Genomic DNA, 16,949 nt, shown 5'->3' on the forward strand with positions numbered 1-16,949 from the left:
AGCAGGGTACAGTTCTAACCAACTGTACCCTGCTCAATCACTATTTTTTCTCTATATACATAAGCCCCTTCGCTTAACTCCTTATTCTTTCTATAGTAGGAGATATGGGAACCGGCTCGGTGCCAACAGGCATTTAGTTCACAATAATGGCGTGCTGACCCATTTGTTCATAAACACGAAAGAAAGCTTCCGCATCATACGTAACTTGACCAATTAACGGGTTCATAACATGCACTTTATCGTCTGTAAATCCATTCAGTACAACAACATGCAAATTCGTTTGTGCTTCATAATACTGTCCACTATCTTGCAAATACCAATGAGAATTCATTCTTGGCGGACTTAAATCTAACGTTGTCCATATAACGATAGGAAAACCCTCGTTAACGTAATAAATAATATCTTCTTTGCTACTACCAGTAATATCAATCGTACGCATCGTACTACCCTGTTCTTCTAAATACATGTTTCCCGCTTCGACAATGGGAGGAGCGAAACTATACCATCCACCATGTTGCGACCTCGGTTCACCTGCGTAGTATTCGTGTGGGTTCGTTCCAAATCGTTTACCATCCTTATAAGTAAAAGGTTTTTTCGGTAAATAGTGATCAGACATTACTGTCTTTGAAACATCATAACCGTAGTAGTTAAGAATGGTCGTTAATGAAGTGATTTCACAACCGTTCGGCAACTCAGGTGTTTGAATAAGTGTTGGAATCGGAATAAACGTTTCTTGCATCGTTCTTTTATTTTGTAAACTAACTATATAATCATCTGCTAGGTTGCTAGACTCGGTTATCACTAGTTTCTTATATGTTGCATAATCGATTGATCCCGTTGCATCCAGTGATAAGTTTGTTTGGAAATCCTCTACCGCTTCTTTCATTTGCAATCCAAACACTCCATTCTCTTCTATGGAGTAGCCGAATTTGTTTAATAACGTTTGAATTTCTTCAACCTCTTCTCCTTCATCCCATAGCTTTAACTCGATTTCTTCACGAAGAACAAACTTTTCTAAAAGCTCATCAGGTCGTTCCTTCACTGCAATTTCTTCCTGCCTCAAATGTTGATTCCCTATTTGCAGGCTCTCTTCATCGTATTCATTTACTGTCTTCGCCTCATCTTTTGGAGCATTCAAAAACAATAAGACTAAAACTAAACCAACTGAAGTTGTAACTATAATCCTTTTCTTCATCGCTTCCCCTTTTGGGAGACAGTTTCTCGTCCCACTAAATAGTGGAAATAATTAAACCTGTGCCTCCAGCCCTTATTTTTTTATAGGTAAATTATAACACAAACGGAAATTTTACTAGATGAAAATAAAACTTCTATCCTTTTATACTTCCATTGATTTATTGTTTCGACAATCGAAAATTTTCTGTTACATGTATTTTTGTAAATTTTATGACCATACACCTATTCTGAAAATTGCACATTCCGTTCATATTGCTCAATTTCTATTTTCTTAAAAGGGATATTATCCTAATCTACCGACACTCTTGTCAAAATTAATAGAATATTTTTAATAGTATACCATAATTCTAGTTGCTATAATTTCCCTTGTACAAAAATCTATGAAATGTTGGGGGAATGTAATAGTGAAAAGAAGGAACCTATTAGTTACAACAACTCTAGCAGGAGCGCTTGCATTTTCATCGTTAATGCCATCAGCTTTTGCTCATGATGCACTTGAAGGAATCGGGAATAAAGTAGGAGAGGCATTCACTCCTGAAGAAATTGAGGAAATGCAATTAGGATATACATCAGAAGGTAGTAAAAATGTTCGTTTCTTAAGTGAAGTAGCTTCCAAACAAATTGAGCCGATTAACGGGTCACAAAAAAACATGGCAGATGTATATGCACATAAAGGGTTTGCCTATACAGGAACGCATACAGCTGGTGGAGGTAATGGAGGGGTTCGTGTATTTGACTTAAGTAATCCATCTGATCCGCAAGAGGTTGCAGTATTTGCTAACGAGATTCCTCATACTTGGCAAGAAAAAGTGATCGTAAAATCCGTTAACACACCTCACTTCCGAGGAGACTTAGCAGTAGTAAGTGTACAACAAACTTCTCGAAATAATGCCAACAGACCTGACAGTGTTGGGGGAGTTTTACTATATGATGTGAGTGACCCATACAATCCAGAACGCCTTGGATTTTATCCACTAGATCGAAGAGTAACAGGAACTCATGAACTATATTTAACAACTCAAGGAAACCGTCCACTTCTATTAACATCGAATCCTTATGCAGATTATTATACACACGGTACGGAGAGAGACTTCCAAATTATCGATGTTTCGGATCCAACTAATCCAGAAAAAATATGGGAGTGGGATGCTAGAGATTTAGAAGAAGTTCCAGAAAATTGGAACGGGTACAACTGGACAGATCCGAACGACCGCCCGCGTGCAGTATTTAACCATAGTGTCATTACAGACAACAATGGCCATTATGCATATGTATCAATGTGGGATTTAGGTACCGTAATTTTTGATATTAGAAATCCTGAAGAGCCTGTTTACCTAGGTAGAACAAGCTATGAGCCTCACGTAAAAGGAGCGGCCCACTCCGCTGCATTAGCGAAAGGTGGCAATATTTTAATCGAAACTCGTGAAGTAGCGAATCCAGTCGGAGAAGGCTTTGAATCAGCATACGGCTATACGCGAATTTACGACATTAAAGACAAAACGAACCCTGTATTATTAAGTCAATTCACAACAGACCTAACATATGACGTTCCAAACCCACCTGTATCGACTTTCGCAAAAACAGTACATGATCCGAAAGTGCAAGGAAACACATTATACTTATCCTACTACTCTGGAGGCGTCATTTCCGTAGACATTACGGACCCAACTAACCCAGTTCAAATCGGACAATACACACCAGAACGCGGTAACACTTGGGGCGTATTCGTAGACCGCAACTACGTACTAGGATCAGACATGAACAGTGGCTTAAAAGTACTACTCAAAAACAACGCAGGTGGCAACGGCAACACACCAACACCATAAAAAATGTGGACAGAGGGACAGATCCGAAATCACTGAAAAAGTCCCTTTTTTTGAAACGGAAAAAAAATAAGGACAACTTTTACCTCTCAATAAGGAAAATGTTGTCCTATTTTGATGCTAACCAGCGTTTTTTACCCTGTTTTGGAGGATAGGATCTTTCCTATCCTCTTTATATTAACTGCTAATGCAGTTAATTTTGCTTGTGTAGACATGCTTTTGAGACCGTACCCCCTGGCACGATCTAGCCCGTGAAAGCATTTCATTTCGCCGTTTTTCCATTCTTGGCATGCTCTCTTTTTATACTTTTTTTTAAACTCTGGTTGTTTTTGTTGTTGGCTATATTCATAGAATTCTGGTGTGTTGATTCCAACTTCTAAGATTTTTCCAACATTTTTTCCTTTAATACAATCTGTCCTGATTGGACAGGCTTTACATTTTTCTCTATCAAAGTAATATTTGTACGATTGTCTGTTTTTGGTGTTCTTATAATATTTTTTTATAGTCGTATTTCCCTGTTCGCAACTCCATTGATCAGCGTCTTTGTTATAACTAAATAACTCTTCATTAATTCTATAAGCCATTTCACTTACAGGTATGTAGGCAGCTGCTTTTATTTCTTTTAATTTGTCCAAAATTACTTTTTTGAAATATGCCTTATCTCCATATAGTTCTTCAACCGAAATACCAGACTTTATAGTGAGTTGTAATAGCTCGTCAAAAAAACTACCGTCCACGTATGCCCCATTGCCTACCCTTACGGAAGTAATAATTCTATCTTCTGTTGTAATCATAAATTCTGTTTTATATCCAAAGAAGTTGGAAGTTTTACTTTTGTGCCCAACTCTTGCTTCTTGGTCAACAATAGAACGTACACCTTTTTGGGCTAAAAACTTTGGGTCGGATAGTATTTCTTTCGCATTTTCAATCACTGCTTTTGTCTTAGGTGTAGTTTCTACGTCTACGTTTTCTGTTACTGTGGTGATAGTTTCTTCAACATAGGCTTTCATTGTTTCTTTCGCAACTTTAGGGTCTTCAATTTCTTTATAATCCGGGATTTCTTGATTGATATCACTTGGAATTTTTTCTACTTCCTCTTTTAATGTTTTAAACATCTTACTAACTAATCTTTTCATCACCCGTTCGGGTGTAGCTTTGAACGTGTTAGCTTCTGTATGAGTGGTATCAATACTTACAGAACTACCTTTGATAATTCCTTTATCGACGCATTGTTTAACAAATAGGGCTATAATATCATCTAACGAGACATCCTGTAGTCTGTGTTTTCTAAACTTGGCTAACAGGCTGGGGTGTGGTAGTGTGTCTTCAGGATTAATATCTAGAAAGTACATATAAGCTAGATTAAGGGAAGCATCTTCTATTACTCTTTCGTCAGAAAGATTATAAAGGTATCCAAGAACGAGTAATTTAACCATCATTTCTGGTTCTTTGGCAGGCCTACCATAGTATTTACAATACGATTTTTCCAGTACTTTGTTAATATAAGAAAAATCAACTGCTTCTCTGACAAGTTTGAGTGTATGATTTTTGGGGATTTTATAGTATAATTCGGAGTAGATGCTTAACTGCATATCTTTTTCTTTAAGCATAGAAGAAAACCTTCCTTTTCGATTGATAATTAGATTCTTGGTCGTTTCTAATTATACCAAATTTTGATAAAGGAAGGTTTTCTTTTTTTATTTTTTTACATTTATTAGGAGGGGTTTTTCAGTGGTCTCGGACAGATCCCGTGGACGGAGGGACAGTTCCCTCGTCCACACATTTTCTGGAAATAAAACCTTTATAAGAAGAACGCCAAAACATTAAACCCAATAATAACGAATACACTTTGCGCTAAAGATACGAGTAAATCTTTTTTCCAACTGTTTCTTTCTGGATATCGAAAAGTGACCCTACGAGATATTAGTAGGATAACCCACCAAAAAAGCAAAGCGATTAAAACTTCTCGAAAACTGTCATAAAGCATGTTTCTCCCCTACTTTCATTTTTCAATCTCCATTATTTCTCATAAAAAAAGACTAAATTTCTAAATATATATGTAATAACTAATTTCTAGTTACGTTAATTAAACAATGACTAAAACAATATATTATATTATACTTTTCATATAGTTTCCTAATTTATCCAACAACTGAAAGGAGGTTTATCCATGTCAGCATCTAGAATCCTTAAATGGGTTACTGGTGGTTTGGAGGCATTTCTAGGGATACCAATAATAGGCGGTACTTTCGTTCTAAGCTTTTTATGGACTCCACTAGCTGTTATGTTAGCTTTACACATCACCACTCTAGTAATCGCAAACAAAGAAGGAAAAAGTTCGTCTGGAAGCGTCCTCGGAATTGTTACTTCCTGTATCGCTTGGATTCCTATCGTCGGAATGATCATGCACATTATTACTGCTATTATTCTTATGCTCGATGCTTCAAAAAATGAAACAGCATAACTGCCGAAAAGTTCCCTAAATATTTTAGAGAACTTTTTTGTTTTCCATCTGTTTTGTATATTTGCATTTAGGAAAGCTGCTGCAGCCATAAAAGGTTCCATACTTTCCTTTTCTCATTACCAATTGGCTGCCACATTTCGGGCATGAATTTTGTTGCAAATTCGCCTTCTCTTGTTGGTTTTTCTTTTTTACATTATGTTGGATAGACTTTACGTGTAGTTGTTTCAATTGTTTTTTTGATTTTTTATCATTAACTGCAAGTCTATCAAGATAACGATCGATTCTCTTTAATTCAACCTCATTAATTTTATGAACAGGCATTTCTTTTACCACTTGTTTTAACTGGTGGAAGTGAATAACTCTTGCCGACTTAATATTCTCAAGTTTTAGGGTAGCATTCCGTGAAAAAGCGATGATGGAGTGAATAACTTCCCCATTCTCCATATGTAAATATTTCTTCAAAGCTTGCACATGCCCATAATTTTGCCAAATTGGGTTGTAAAATCGTTCTTTTCGCTTAAAAATTACTTGCATCCAATATTTATTATGTTCCTTCCCTATTATCCAACCTTCATAGTTTTTAGTTTCAATAACAAAAACTCCATAAGGCGACGTAACAACATGATCTAGCTGTGATGTTCCTCCCTTTTCATTTGGTACATAAAGGTCGTGATAAACTTTATATTCTGGTCCCAACTCATTTAATATTCGATTAACCCTACTCTCCCCAATTGCACCTTTAATTTCTGGAAATTTCACTTTAAAAATAATGATGGCCGCAATTAAAAGAAGCGGTGTTATGAGCGGAATTAAAAAGGCTACAAGTGGTGATAAAATTAATAAAACTAGTATTAGAAAAATCCATCTCTTCATTATTCTCACCTTTATTACTGGAAATTTTTTCACTAGATTAATAGTATCACAACTGGTAACGAATTGGATAATCAATAAAGTTTTCACTCTAGCTAATTGGTGAAAATCACTACTTTATTCTGCAAAAATATCTACATCCAACTCTTTTAAAACGTTCACCGCCTCTAATACTGGTAACTTCGGTAGATTAAACTCATCCGCAATTACTGATCGTATTTCTTCTGGTGTTAATAATGTCGTTACAGTAGTTTCGCCGTTAGAGTATCGTATTGTGAACTTGTTATTTACTAACGAAACACTTCTTTGTTGATCCGTTTGGTAAAGATGGCACCTCAGGATCGACATAAAAGTTGCTCCTGGCTTATTAGATGTTTCGATAACTTGGAGGAAATCGTCCATAGTAATTTCTCGCCTTGAATGAAAGTTCCACGTTTTTCCACTTTGTTTCCCATTCATAAAACGCATATATTTATAATTGTTTTCACTATCTACAGGGAGTAGATATACTTCATCGTTACCAAAAGAAGATCTATTTTCATGACCCGACTCAAATCGAGCAGGCTTAAAAAAAGGAGCAGTTGCACCACAGTCCACATAAAAACGTTCGTCGCCAAGTGTCACAATAATTCCCATATGCTCCTTTCCAAGCATAATGTGATAGCAAGTAAAACCTAGCTTCTTTAATAAAATCATGAGGTTAGAGTTTAATGTGTAGCATGTTCCTCCATAGTGGTGATTTTCAAAAGCTCTAATGAACTTTTCAAATGATGGTACTTCAAATTTTCCATAGTTATGGTCACGAAAATAGAGTAGTTTACTTATATTTTCAAAAGGAAAAGTGTTAAGGTGGGCCTGACAGATCCGCTCTAAATAAGCGTAAGACGGAGCTTCTACTTCTAAATTTAAAAAACTAATATACTTCGCTACATCATTACCTCTTGCCGACATCTTCCCCCTCCATTCATCGATGCCCATCCTTCCGTGCTTGAATGTATCCATAGTAAGCACAAGTACCATTTTTCGTTATGTCTTTCACTTCGAATCCGCACTTTTCATAGAAAGGAAAGTTATTAGCGGAAGTGTGAGCGAACCAGTCACCGTGTGGAAGCTTTTGAACGCATAACTCTACTAATTTCTGTCCGATTCCTTTTCCACGGTATTCGTTTAACACGACTAAATCCATAATGTTGGCGGCCATAATTTTATCCGAAATAACCCGCACCATACCTATCATTCTTTGACCGTCCCAAGCGGTAAATGCCCAAGTAGAATTCTGAAAAATTAACGAAAACTTTTCCTTTTGCCAGTCTGGAGTATTTCGCGCCCAACCCGCATCTTCAAAAAGTGCTTCTACATACACCGCTGGAACCCCTTCTGTACCTTCTCGAATCACCAAACCGTTAAAATATTGATACATACTTTTATCCCCCTTTTCTATACTTATACTATTCTCATAGATGATTTCCTTTTTTAACGGTAAAAAACACAACGATCAATAATACTGTTGTGTTAATAACTAGACCTATTTTACTTTAAAAAAAGGACTGAGCAATCATGCTCAGCCCTTCGTGAGTTCAGACCCTTTTTACTTTATTGTAATCTTCGCTGAATTAAAGTTATTCCCATTTCCACTAGGGTTGTAGTTTTTCTCTACGTTTCCGGCTGGGTCAACGGAGAACCAGTTAATTGTTGTTGTTTCATTGATTAGTAGTTTTTCCGCAGGCTCTCTTGTACCAGAAAGGCCTAGTTTCGGTGATTCAAATGTTGGGCGACTACCATCTATCGTGTAATAGATTGTTGCAGGTTCGCTCGTTTCAAATGATACTTCTACTGGCCCTTTGTATGTTCCTTTACCTGGGTTAATAGTAGATCTCGGCGGTTGTTTATCTTTTCCGTGCTGGTATGCCACTTCAAATAAACCGATTAACCCATTTGCAAACTCCAACGCCTCTTCATGACCTTCTTCAAATGGAGGCTGGAAACCAACAGATACCCATCTATTCGTAGCTGGGTTCCATAGTGGCGCTCCTACTTCAAAGTTCCACGTATAGATCCCTTTTTCATACCATAAATAGTCCGCAGAGTTTCCTGCCGCTGAGTATAATACATCAGGGATAGGGCCCGTTCTTGTTGGCTGGATAACAGTTCCACGATGTTCTTGAATTCTGTTTAAAATATGCTCAGAAGCTCCCCAATAAAACGCTTCTTCCCCAGCAGATGGACGAGGAAGTGTTTCGCGGTTTGCATCATACGCTCCTGGAGACCACATGAAATATCCACCATGACTGTGAATGTTCATTCCGAAATTAATATTTTCATATTGGTCTGCCAACCACACAATATTTCTTGATTCTGGTTCACTCGTTGGCTCCGGACCAGCGTACGTATCACTCGTACAGCTTAACGATGCCCCGATAAATCCGTCATGAATACTTCCAACTGAATGGTTTCGGTTTAAATCTACTCCCCAAGCAGAACGCGCTCCAAAATCGTTTGCCCCATCCGGTCCACAATGGTTCGTCATGTTTCTACGCTGCATGTTGTAATCGTAAAAACTGTAATTTGCTCCATCAGGGTTTACCATCGGAATTAAGAAAATATCTAAAGAGTTTACTAGTTTTTTCGTCTCTGCATCATGTGCATAGTTGCGTAATAAGCGCTCAGCTGTTTCCATCACAACTAAAGGTGTTACCCACTCACGAGCATGCTCTTGTGCATAACCAAGTACACCCGGTTTAGAACCGTCTTTCTTTTTACCTATACGAATAGCTTTTACAGTAGCAGGTTCACGGGACACATATTCTGGTCCATTTAACCCATCCGTTAAAGTGGAAGACCAAACTTGTGCAATACCTCCACCTGTATTTCCACGATAAGTATTTGCAGAAACTAAATCCCCTGCTTGATTGTTTAACGCATTCACAACATCCCTTGCCGTACTTGTTAAAGCTCCGGCTACGTTCGTCGCTAAGCTAACTGTTATTTTATTTTCATCTACCGAAACAGTTAAAGGAGAATTAGCTCCTCCAGGGTTCACAAACTCGACTTCCATACCATTTCCGCCTTCATGCCCCCAGACTATAGAAGACACAACAACCGCTGTATTCGTAAAACCGCCCATCGTTGCTTGAGCATGACGTCGGTATCCGTTTGTTTTATAAGGCATTTGAATTACTTCCATTAAATCCGGAAACTCCGCAGCTAATTGGTCAATACGCTCATTAATTTGTGTAGGAGTCATATACGAATCAATAAAATCAGAAACGTAATGTGGATTTGGTTTACCAGGTTTCGGAACCCCTCCTAACCATTCTTCCACTGGACTTGTTGCCGTTGCTCCTTGATTGCTCGTAATCGTTACAGAAGTAGGAATCTCTTCTACCGGAAGCTCAAACCAATGATATAAATATTCACCGTAATCCGAACGGCGAGCTAGTGTTGCCGATTTTTCCACACCATTTTCTGTCCAAGTCGCTGTAAGTGCTGTACTACTTGACGCACCAACACTAGACTTTGCTTCTACATAAAGAAACGATGCCGATTGATTTGTATAATGATTAGCACGTAAAATTTGCAGTCTTTCTTCTGACAGGATAGCGCTTTCATTTCTCTCCAACACAGCATTCATTTCTGCAATTCTTTCATTCCACTGCTTTTCTGTCATTAAAACTTCATGCACTTCAATGCCATAAGTTTCTAACTGACGTAGCTCTGATGGTGTTGCAGTAACTTCTACCTCATACACACCATCATGCTCATGAATGCCGTGGTCAAACTCAATACCCATTTCCATAATTTTCATCGCAGCATCGGCATTCGGTACTTCCAACTGTACATGCAATAACTCCTCTTCTACTATTCGTTCAGCCGGCTCTGGCTCTGCGGACGTTGGTGATCCTAGTGAACCGAATAACACGGAAACAAATAGAACCGCGATTACGGATAGAATCCCAAACTTCCCTCCCCAATGTTTCTTTCTCTTCATCTACACTCCACCCCCAAATAATAGTTGTAAAACAACCACATTATAGCAATGGAGTAGTTACTAGCTTTGTCACTTTATCGTTCGGAATCCGAAGAGATTTTTTACGTTATTTTACATTCGTGAACATACGACAGGAAGTAGAAATTATAGGAGTATTTTAATTTTGATGTGAGAGAGACAATATGATGGTGTATGAAGACATTCGTTTTATGTTAGAAAAATAATATAACTACCATTTTCATTATTATTTTCATAGAAAATCATGTCATATATTCGCACATTTTATCAAAAATTAAGCAATATTAGACATTTATTTTAGGGAAAAATGTAGAGGGTATATTTTCCTATTTCCAACTAAAAGAAACTAGGATAATTCTCCTCGTTATTCTTATATAATAAGAAACAGAGAGGACGATTATCCTAGTTTCAACTTTACTTAGTAGAACTCGGTCCCTTTTTCGTGATGAAGGGTCCTTAGTTACAATAATAAATACCCAATTATAATACTAATTCCGCTCAACATAGCCGAAAATGCGAGGTTAGCTTTCGTTATTCTGTAAGGATTCACCTTTAAGTGATGTGCAGTTAAGGTTGCGATCAGTCCGTACGGAGAAGAAGCTGATATAGACAAGGCGGATACGATTAGCACAAGTCCAATGCTCAAAGGATTCCAAACCGCAAATAAAGGATTTAACACTTCAATTAATATCGCAAGTGTCGCGATTGGATGCACACCAATCATTGCCATCACAAAATAAAATACTGTTATTAATACTAAAACAAGTAGCGGTAGGCCTGTAACATAGTTTAACGAATGCTGAAGCATAATAGGTAAGCTAGTACTATTAAACCCTTCTGAGAAAAAGGCGAGTGTAATAAATAAAACAAAAAAGTTATGAATGCCATTGTTATGATTCGCCCAGCTTCTCCAACCACTTTTTAAAAACAGACTAGGCTCGCGCATCGCCACTGACCATAGAAACGCAAAAGGAAAAATAACAAGTGCCACAGTGAGCATAAAATTAAAGTCTACTAAACTATTAACGACAACAATAGTTGCTAGAAATAACACTAGCACGACGAGCAACTTGCTTATCTCTTTAAAGATGAATTTTTTGGAGAAAGAAATAGGCTCCTGCTCAATTAGTACACGATCATATTTCCGTCTACTAATTAAAATATCAAGCGTTACGGCAATAAAAGAAATAAGTAACAGCCAAGGTAAATAGGCAAAATAACTTACACCAGTTGCATCAACTGCGATACCTACAATCACTTCCATTGGACTCCACAAAATCGCTAATGCAAATGCACGTACTGTCGTTTGAATGACGAACGACTCTGCAATTTTTTGAGGGACTCCCTTTAGCTTTTCTTTTAAAATATTTTGCGAAACGTACATCGCTGACATATTAATGAAAATGAGAAGCGCATACGTCGTCATTAAGCTTTTGCCATAAATAGAGGATAGCTTGTTAGAATCTGTGTGCATCATTTCACTTAATCGCTCATCATAGCCCCCGATTCGAAACGCCATCGCCATCCATGGCAAAACGGATAAAAACAAAAGCATCGGTACTGTATTTGTAACCTGTAGCGGAATCTCGTACCAAGCAATACCACTAGATATACTCATACTAGCACCAGTAAGGAAGAACAGAGCTCCAATTATTTTAAATAAACGACTCGCGCGGTACCATGCTAACGGTACAATCATTACCGCAAATACACCGACAATATAAGTTAACACTACGGACTCTACAAATACATTAATTAAAAATAAAACAAATAATAGCCCATAAATCATATAAAAGTAATGGAAAATACTATTTCTCTTCATTTGCAGGATCCTTTCTTGGGACAGCGGGACAGATACCGTGGACGGAGGGACAGGTCCCTCGTCCCACCAAAAAATGGATGAACAAGGGAACTTTTCCTTGTTCACATCTACCCAAATAATAAAATGATGAGGCTTAGCCAGTTCGGCTAAACCCCATACCTAAATACTTTAAAGCAAATGTATCTCAAAAGGTCGATACCTCAATCAAACGTTTGTTTGAAACTAGTCTATCACTTTTTACACATTCAAAAACTTCACACAAACCGGTTCTGGCACTTTTACATCCGTTTGGATTTTTTGTAACTTCCCTGTAGTTGTATCTCTACTAAACAATGTCATCGTGTTTGACTTTTGGTTCGTAGCAACTAGGAACTCTCCAGTAGGGTCAAGTACAAAGTCACGCGGCCAATCGCCTTCCGTTGAAGTCCATTCAACAAAGGTTAACTGTCCAGAATCTTGGTCTACCTTGTATACAGCTATACTATTATGTCCGCGGTTCCCTGCATACACATATTGCCCGTCTGCAGAAATATGAACCGCACTTCCATCATTTGTTTCAGAGAAGTCTGCTGGTATAGTAGGAATGTATTGTTGCGCTGCAAAACTTCCATCACTATCATTGTAATGAAGTACAACCACTTCAGAGCTTAATTCCGTCATTACATAAGCAAACTTCCCATTCGGATGGAACGTAATATGTCTTGGACCACTACCAGGCTTTGTTGTAAACACACTTGCCTCTTTTAACTCTCCGTTATGGACACTGTAAGTAATAACACGATCACTTCCTAAGTCAATTGCTACAACGTACTTTTCGTCTGGAGTAAAACCGGCATAATGCATATGCGGCTTTTCCTGTCTTTCATGTGGACCAGAGCCTTCATGCTCAATAACAGATATAGCTGGTTGAAGAGATCCATCTTCGTTTGTCACATACGATACGATTTTCGTTGTATGGTAATTCGCAGTCACTACATTGCTGTTATCGTGATTAACACTAACGTGGCAAGGTGGTGAACCTGCAGATGCCTGACTATTTAATTTTGTTAACGCACCTGTTTCACCATTAATAGAAAACGCTGTTACTCCACCATTTCCCCCTTCTTTTGCTACTGCATATAAATATTTATTGTCTTTACTTACCGTAACATATGTAGGATTATCAAGCTCTGCAGCTAGCTTTACGTCTAAAAGCTCTCTTTTTTCCGTATCCAGTACGAACTGATAAACACCTTTACTGTCTTCCTTCGTATAAGTTCCAACATAGCCAATTAATTTTGTCATTTAATAACTCCTCTAAAATTATTTTGGTCGAAGGGCTAGTTCTTTGTTCTACTAAAACATAAACAGGCAAAGTGCCTTCCCCTGTTTCCACTTTATTCTACTATAACAAATTTCGTAACATTATCATAAGAATTAGGCTATAAAATACTGGAAAAAGCAACTCTCCTAACTCATGAAAAAAGGTGGTCAAGGTACTTCCCCCTTGACCACCATTATTTATCACTATTTCGACTCGCGTTTTCGCTCTGATTCTGTAACATAAACAGCACATGCTGCATCACCAGTAATATTAACTGCAGTTCTAGTCATATCAAGAAGTCTGTCTACTCCAATAATTAAAGCAATCCCTTCAACTGGTAAGTTAACAGAGTTTAGAACCATCGCAAGCATAATTAAACCTACACCCGGAACGCCGGCAGTACCAAGGCTAGCAAGTATCGCAGTTAAAACAACCATTAATAATTGACTTAAACTTAAATCTACTCCATATACTTGTGCAATAAATACCGTTGCCACACCTTGCATAATCGCTGTTCCATCCATATTGATGGTAGCTCCTAATGGTTGAATAAAGCTACTTATATGCTTCGGAACACCTAAGTTTTTCTGAGCAGTTTCCATCGATACAGGTAATGTTGCGTTACTACTTGATGTACTAAAAGAAACAGCCATCGCTGGTGCAAAACCTTTGAAAAACTTTACTGGATTCATTTTTCCAAGTAAAGAGGCAGTTCCACCATAAACAATAACCGTATGAAGGAATAAAGCAATTAAGACCGCAATGAAGTACATTCCCATTACTTTGAAAGCTTCCCAACCTTGTTTTCCTACAGCTGAAGCAATTAAGGCGAAAGCCCCAGCAGGAGCAAGTTTCATAATGAGATTAATTAAGTACATCATGATTTCGTTTCCTTGTTCAAACAGCCTCAGGATACCTTTTGTTTTATCACCTAAAACTGCAAGGGCAAGCCCGATAAAGATGGAGAATGTAATGATTTGTAACATATTCCCACCACTCATCGCATCAATTGGGTTAGTAGGAATAATTGCTAATAATGTATCCACAACGGATGGTGCTTCCTGTGGTTCATATGTCACGTTTTCTGTATCAAATTCTGCAGTTAAACCAGGTTGCATCAATGTTCCGGTTCCTATTGCAAAAGTAAGTGCAAAAAGACTTGTTATCATAAAGTATCCAACCGTTTTTGCCCCAATCCTTCCTAACTTAGCAGGGTCACCTAGTCCGGCAACTCCTACAACAATTGAGATAAAAACTAGCGGAACAACTAACATTTTTATTAAATTAAGGAAAAGAGTCCCTAACGGATGTAATATATACGGATCAACAATCTCAAACACACTTGGTGCAAAGATATTTAAAACAAAACCTAAAATCAATCCTAAAATAAGTGCAATAATGATCCTTTTTGTTAGATTTTTACTTCCTTCCATTGCAAAACCTCCATTTAATTGAAAATAAAAAACCACGACAAGAGAAACCTTATCGTGGTTAATAAACATATAATAACGGTCTCTAAATTTGCCTACGAGGTTAGCTGTCGGATTCGGATGTAGAGAAATCACCCTACCTGACTAGTAAAACTAGTTCAGGATTCACCCCCGTGGTCGTTACCATAAATTGGTTCCCCCGTTCCTATATGGGATTAAGCTTAAATATGATGTTTTTACTACGTCAGTAGGACGTCTTCTTTTGCACACTATCATATAATAATAAATCTCAGCGAATACGTCAATAATTAGATGTTTGGAATGGACCACCAGTATACCTTTCATAAGATTATTCCCACCACTTCCAACCTACTTATTCAAACAACTCTAAGTGATAACTTGTTCCTTTAAACACACTAGAGCGTTTTAAATTTAATTTCGATAACTGTCTTGAGGCATCCACTCTGCACGCACTACCAACCAAATTCCTAAATGCGCTATTCATAATATATTTATCCACTAATAAATAATAATCGTTCAACGTATATTTGTATACTTCTTTACTTTTAGACGCTCAAGAAGGGAACAACCAAAACCCATTTCTTTGCCTTTTCATTCCCACCTCAAAGCAATTCGGAAAATGAACTCCTTTTTTTCAATTCATTATAATTTACAGCAAATTTCTCATGAACGTTTGGGTTGTAAGGGGTATTCTTTTTTCGTATTGTCTTTGCCTCTTTTGGCCTAAGTTAATAAAAAAAGGATTCGGACCTACTGCCCAAACCCACTTTTCACTTCATATCCTTTTTCTCTTAAAACATCTATAATACTATTTTCTCCAACAAGGTGAAGTGTTCCAACGACTACAAAATAAGTATCATGTTCATTAGATTGCAAGAATCCCTCTATTTTTTTGGCCATTTCTTTATCCCGGTCGTCGCTTAACGCTTTTTTGTAACGAAGGTAGTCTTCACTATCGTACTCTTCCGCAGCACGCATCGATTCAAATGTCTGTTCGTCCCCTGTCACCCAAGCATTAACTAAAGTATCTAATTCTTGGCTGTAATTGTCTTTGTTCGCTAATATGTCTTCTAGCATTTTTATTTGCGTCTCTTCTTCTAATATAGTCATAATTTCTAACTGGGATTGCAAGCTTTCTAGTGCCTCCACTACCTTCTCATCTTCAGCCGCTCGATCTAGAAAATATTGATCAATGCCATATTCAGCGGAATAACCATTTTGCTCTGCATAATAATTAGTGATTAAATCAGTAACGAAGGCAGGTTTGTACATTGCAATCATGAATTCTTCCAAACCAACAGATGATCCTATTGAGACAACTTCTTCATACACTTCTGTGGTTAGGTGATCCTTTAATGACGTACCATCTTGATAAATGGCAATAGACGTCATCGCTTGGGCAAGCTCCATTTGATTAATATTATTTATATCCACTTCAACACCTAGCACACTCGCCTTACTATATGCTTCCTCCACTTTTGGATGCATTGGATACATCTCTTCATTGCCAATATGTACAGATCCAAACAAATAAACAGTATTGTCTCCTTCACTTACTTCATAAAAAACACCTAACGACCCATCCTCAGCCAAGGCCTCCTGATCCACTTTCTCGTCATTCGAGGAACACGCTACTAAACCAACAATTAAAAATACTAGCAAAAACATCGAAAGTAATTTCTTCATTTAAACCCCCATCTTGAGACAGATTCCATGCCCCACTTTAAATTAATGTAAACCTCTTTTTTTCCTTCTACCTTATACTTATTACGTATTTCCCCTCCTAAAAGTTTCATAAAATTGGAAACGGTGTGTATCAAAAACTAGCAAAATGTTAACTAACTATGCCTGTTTGTTAAATAAATTCGACTACTTGTTAAGTAAGTTTGAGAACCTGTTAAGTAAATCGCAAAACCTGTTAAGTAAATTGATATATCAATACTAATATAACTATAACGTTAAGGAAATCGTTCAAAAAGTTAGATGTAACGACTACAAAGCATAGTAAATCGGCAT

Annotated in this window: 11 protein-coding genes, 1 pseudogene and 1 riboswitch; of the genes and pseudogenes, 2 read left to right on the top strand and 10 right to left on the bottom strand. The window is 37.5% G+C overall.

The features are described from left to right. Positions 1-133: 133 nt before the first annotated feature. Positions 134-1,195 carry a C39 family peptidase gene (locus BC6307_RS20475; protein WP_066420600.1) on the bottom strand — a complete coding sequence of 354 codons (1,062 nt, stop codon included), beginning with the start codon at positions 1,193-1,195 and terminating at the stop codon, positions 134-136. A gap of 403 nt (positions 1,196-1,598) precedes the next feature. On the opposite strand from BC6307_RS20475, the gene BC6307_RS20480 reads away from it, so the two are divergent. Further along, the gene (locus tag BC6307_RS20480) at positions 1,599-3,020 is read left to right on the top strand and encodes an LVIVD repeat-containing protein (protein ID WP_235858290.1); all 1,422 of its coding nucleotides are present in this window, start codon (positions 1,599-1,601) and stop codon (positions 3,018-3,020) included. 140 nt (positions 3,021-3,160) lie between these two features. Here the strand turns inward: BC6307_RS20480 and BC6307_RS20485 are convergent. Further along, positions 3,161-4,627 (bottom strand): annotated as a pseudogene (locus tag BC6307_RS20485) (IS1182 family transposase); the annotation flags it as partial. 560 nt (positions 4,628-5,187) lie between these two features. On the opposite strand from BC6307_RS20485, the gene BC6307_RS20495 reads away from it, so the two are divergent. Next, positions 5,188-5,481 carry a hypothetical protein gene (locus BC6307_RS20495; RefSeq protein WP_066420428.1) on the top strand — a complete coding sequence of 98 codons (294 nt, stop codon included), beginning with the start codon at positions 5,188-5,190 and terminating at the stop codon, positions 5,479-5,481. A gap of 24 nt (positions 5,482-5,505) precedes the next feature. Here BC6307_RS20495 and BC6307_RS25385 read toward each other — a convergent pair whose 3' ends face one another. The 8 genes from BC6307_RS25385 to BC6307_RS20535 form a co-directional block, all read right to left on the bottom strand. Beyond that, complete coding sequence (locus BC6307_RS25385) at positions 5,506-6,354, bottom strand: NERD domain-containing protein (RefSeq protein ID WP_066420423.1); 849 nt, start codon at positions 6,352-6,354, stop codon at positions 5,506-5,508. Between the two features lie 114 nt (positions 6,355-6,468). After that, on the bottom strand, positions 6,469-7,302 hold the full coding sequence (locus BC6307_RS20505; RefSeq protein WP_066420421.1) for an arylamine N-acetyltransferase: 834 nt from the start codon (positions 7,300-7,302) through the stop codon (positions 6,469-6,471). 13 nt (positions 7,303-7,315) lie between these two features. Next, positions 7,316-7,771: a GNAT family N-acetyltransferase gene (locus BC6307_RS20510; protein WP_066420420.1), complete on the bottom strand. Its 456-nt coding sequence runs from the start codon at positions 7,769-7,771 to the stop codon at positions 7,316-7,318. Positions 7,772-7,939: 168 nt separating this feature from the next. Further along, positions 7,940-10,339: a M14 family metallopeptidase gene (locus BC6307_RS20515; RefSeq protein ID WP_066420417.1), complete on the bottom strand. Its 2,400-nt coding sequence runs from the start codon at positions 10,337-10,339 to the stop codon at positions 7,940-7,942. Positions 10,340-10,817: 478 nt separating this feature from the next. After that, a complete protein-coding gene (locus BC6307_RS20520; protein WP_066420415.1) occupies positions 10,818-12,179 on the bottom strand; it encodes a hypothetical protein in 1,362 nt (453 codons plus the stop codon). Between the two features lie 237 nt (positions 12,180-12,416). Continuing rightward, a complete protein-coding gene (locus tag BC6307_RS20525) occupies positions 12,417-13,463 on the bottom strand; it encodes a lactonase family protein (RefSeq protein WP_066420413.1) in 1,047 nt (348 codons plus the stop codon). Positions 13,464-13,685: 222 nt separating this feature from the next. After that, positions 13,686-14,915, bottom strand: coding sequence for a dicarboxylate/amino acid:cation symporter (locus BC6307_RS20530; RefSeq protein ID WP_066420412.1), 1,230 nt, complete (start codon positions 14,913-14,915; stop codon positions 13,686-13,688). A 73-nt stretch (positions 14,916-14,988) separates the two neighbouring features. Next, positions 14,989-15,144: riboswitch (cyclic di-AMP (ydaO/yuaA leader) on the bottom strand. A gap of 539 nt (positions 15,145-15,683) precedes the next feature. Continuing rightward, complete coding sequence (locus tag BC6307_RS20535; RefSeq protein ID WP_066420410.1) at positions 15,684-16,619, bottom strand: TraB/GumN family protein; 936 nt, start codon at positions 16,617-16,619, stop codon at positions 15,684-15,686. Positions 16,620-16,949: the final 330 nt, after the last annotated feature.

It is taken from the genome of Sutcliffiella cohnii, assembly GCF_002250055.1.
Classification (GTDB): Bacteria; Bacillota; Bacilli; order Bacillales; family Bacillaceae_I; genus Sutcliffiella; species Sutcliffiella cohnii.

Coding starts and splice junctions, on each gene's coding strand:
- BC6307_RS20530 (WP_066420412.1), bottom strand. CDS start 14,915: ATGGAAGGAAGTAAAAATCTAACAAAAAGGATCATTATTGCACTTATT.
- BC6307_RS20515 (WP_066420417.1), bottom strand. CDS start 10,339: ATGAAGAGAAAGAAACATTGGGGAGGGAAGTTTGGGATTCTATCCGTA.
- BC6307_RS20495 (WP_066420428.1), top strand. CDS start 5,188: ATGTCAGCATCTAGAATCCTTAAATGGGTTACTGGTGGTTTGGAGGCA.
- BC6307_RS20505 (WP_066420421.1), bottom strand. CDS start 7,302: ATGTCGGCAAGAGGTAATGATGTAGCGAAGTATATTAGTTTTTTAAAT.
- BC6307_RS20525 (WP_066420413.1), bottom strand. CDS start 13,463: ATGACAAAATTAATTGGCTATGTTGGAACTTATACGAAGGAAGACAGT.
- BC6307_RS20520 (WP_066420415.1), bottom strand. CDS start 12,179: ATGAAGAGAAATAGTATTTTCCATTACTTTTATATGATTTATGGGCTA.
- BC6307_RS25385 (WP_066420423.1), bottom strand. CDS start 6,354: ATGAAGAGATGGATTTTTCTAATACTAGTTTTATTAATTTTATCACCA.
- BC6307_RS20475 (WP_066420600.1), bottom strand. CDS start 1,195: ATGAAGAAAAGGATTATAGTTACAACTTCAGTTGGTTTAGTTTTAGTC.
- BC6307_RS20535 (WP_066420410.1), bottom strand. CDS start 16,619: ATGAAGAAATTACTTTCGATGTTTTTGCTAGTATTTTTAATTGTTGGT.
- BC6307_RS20510 (WP_066420420.1), bottom strand. CDS start 7,771: ATGTATCAATATTTTAACGGTTTGGTGATTCGAGAAGGTACAGAAGGG.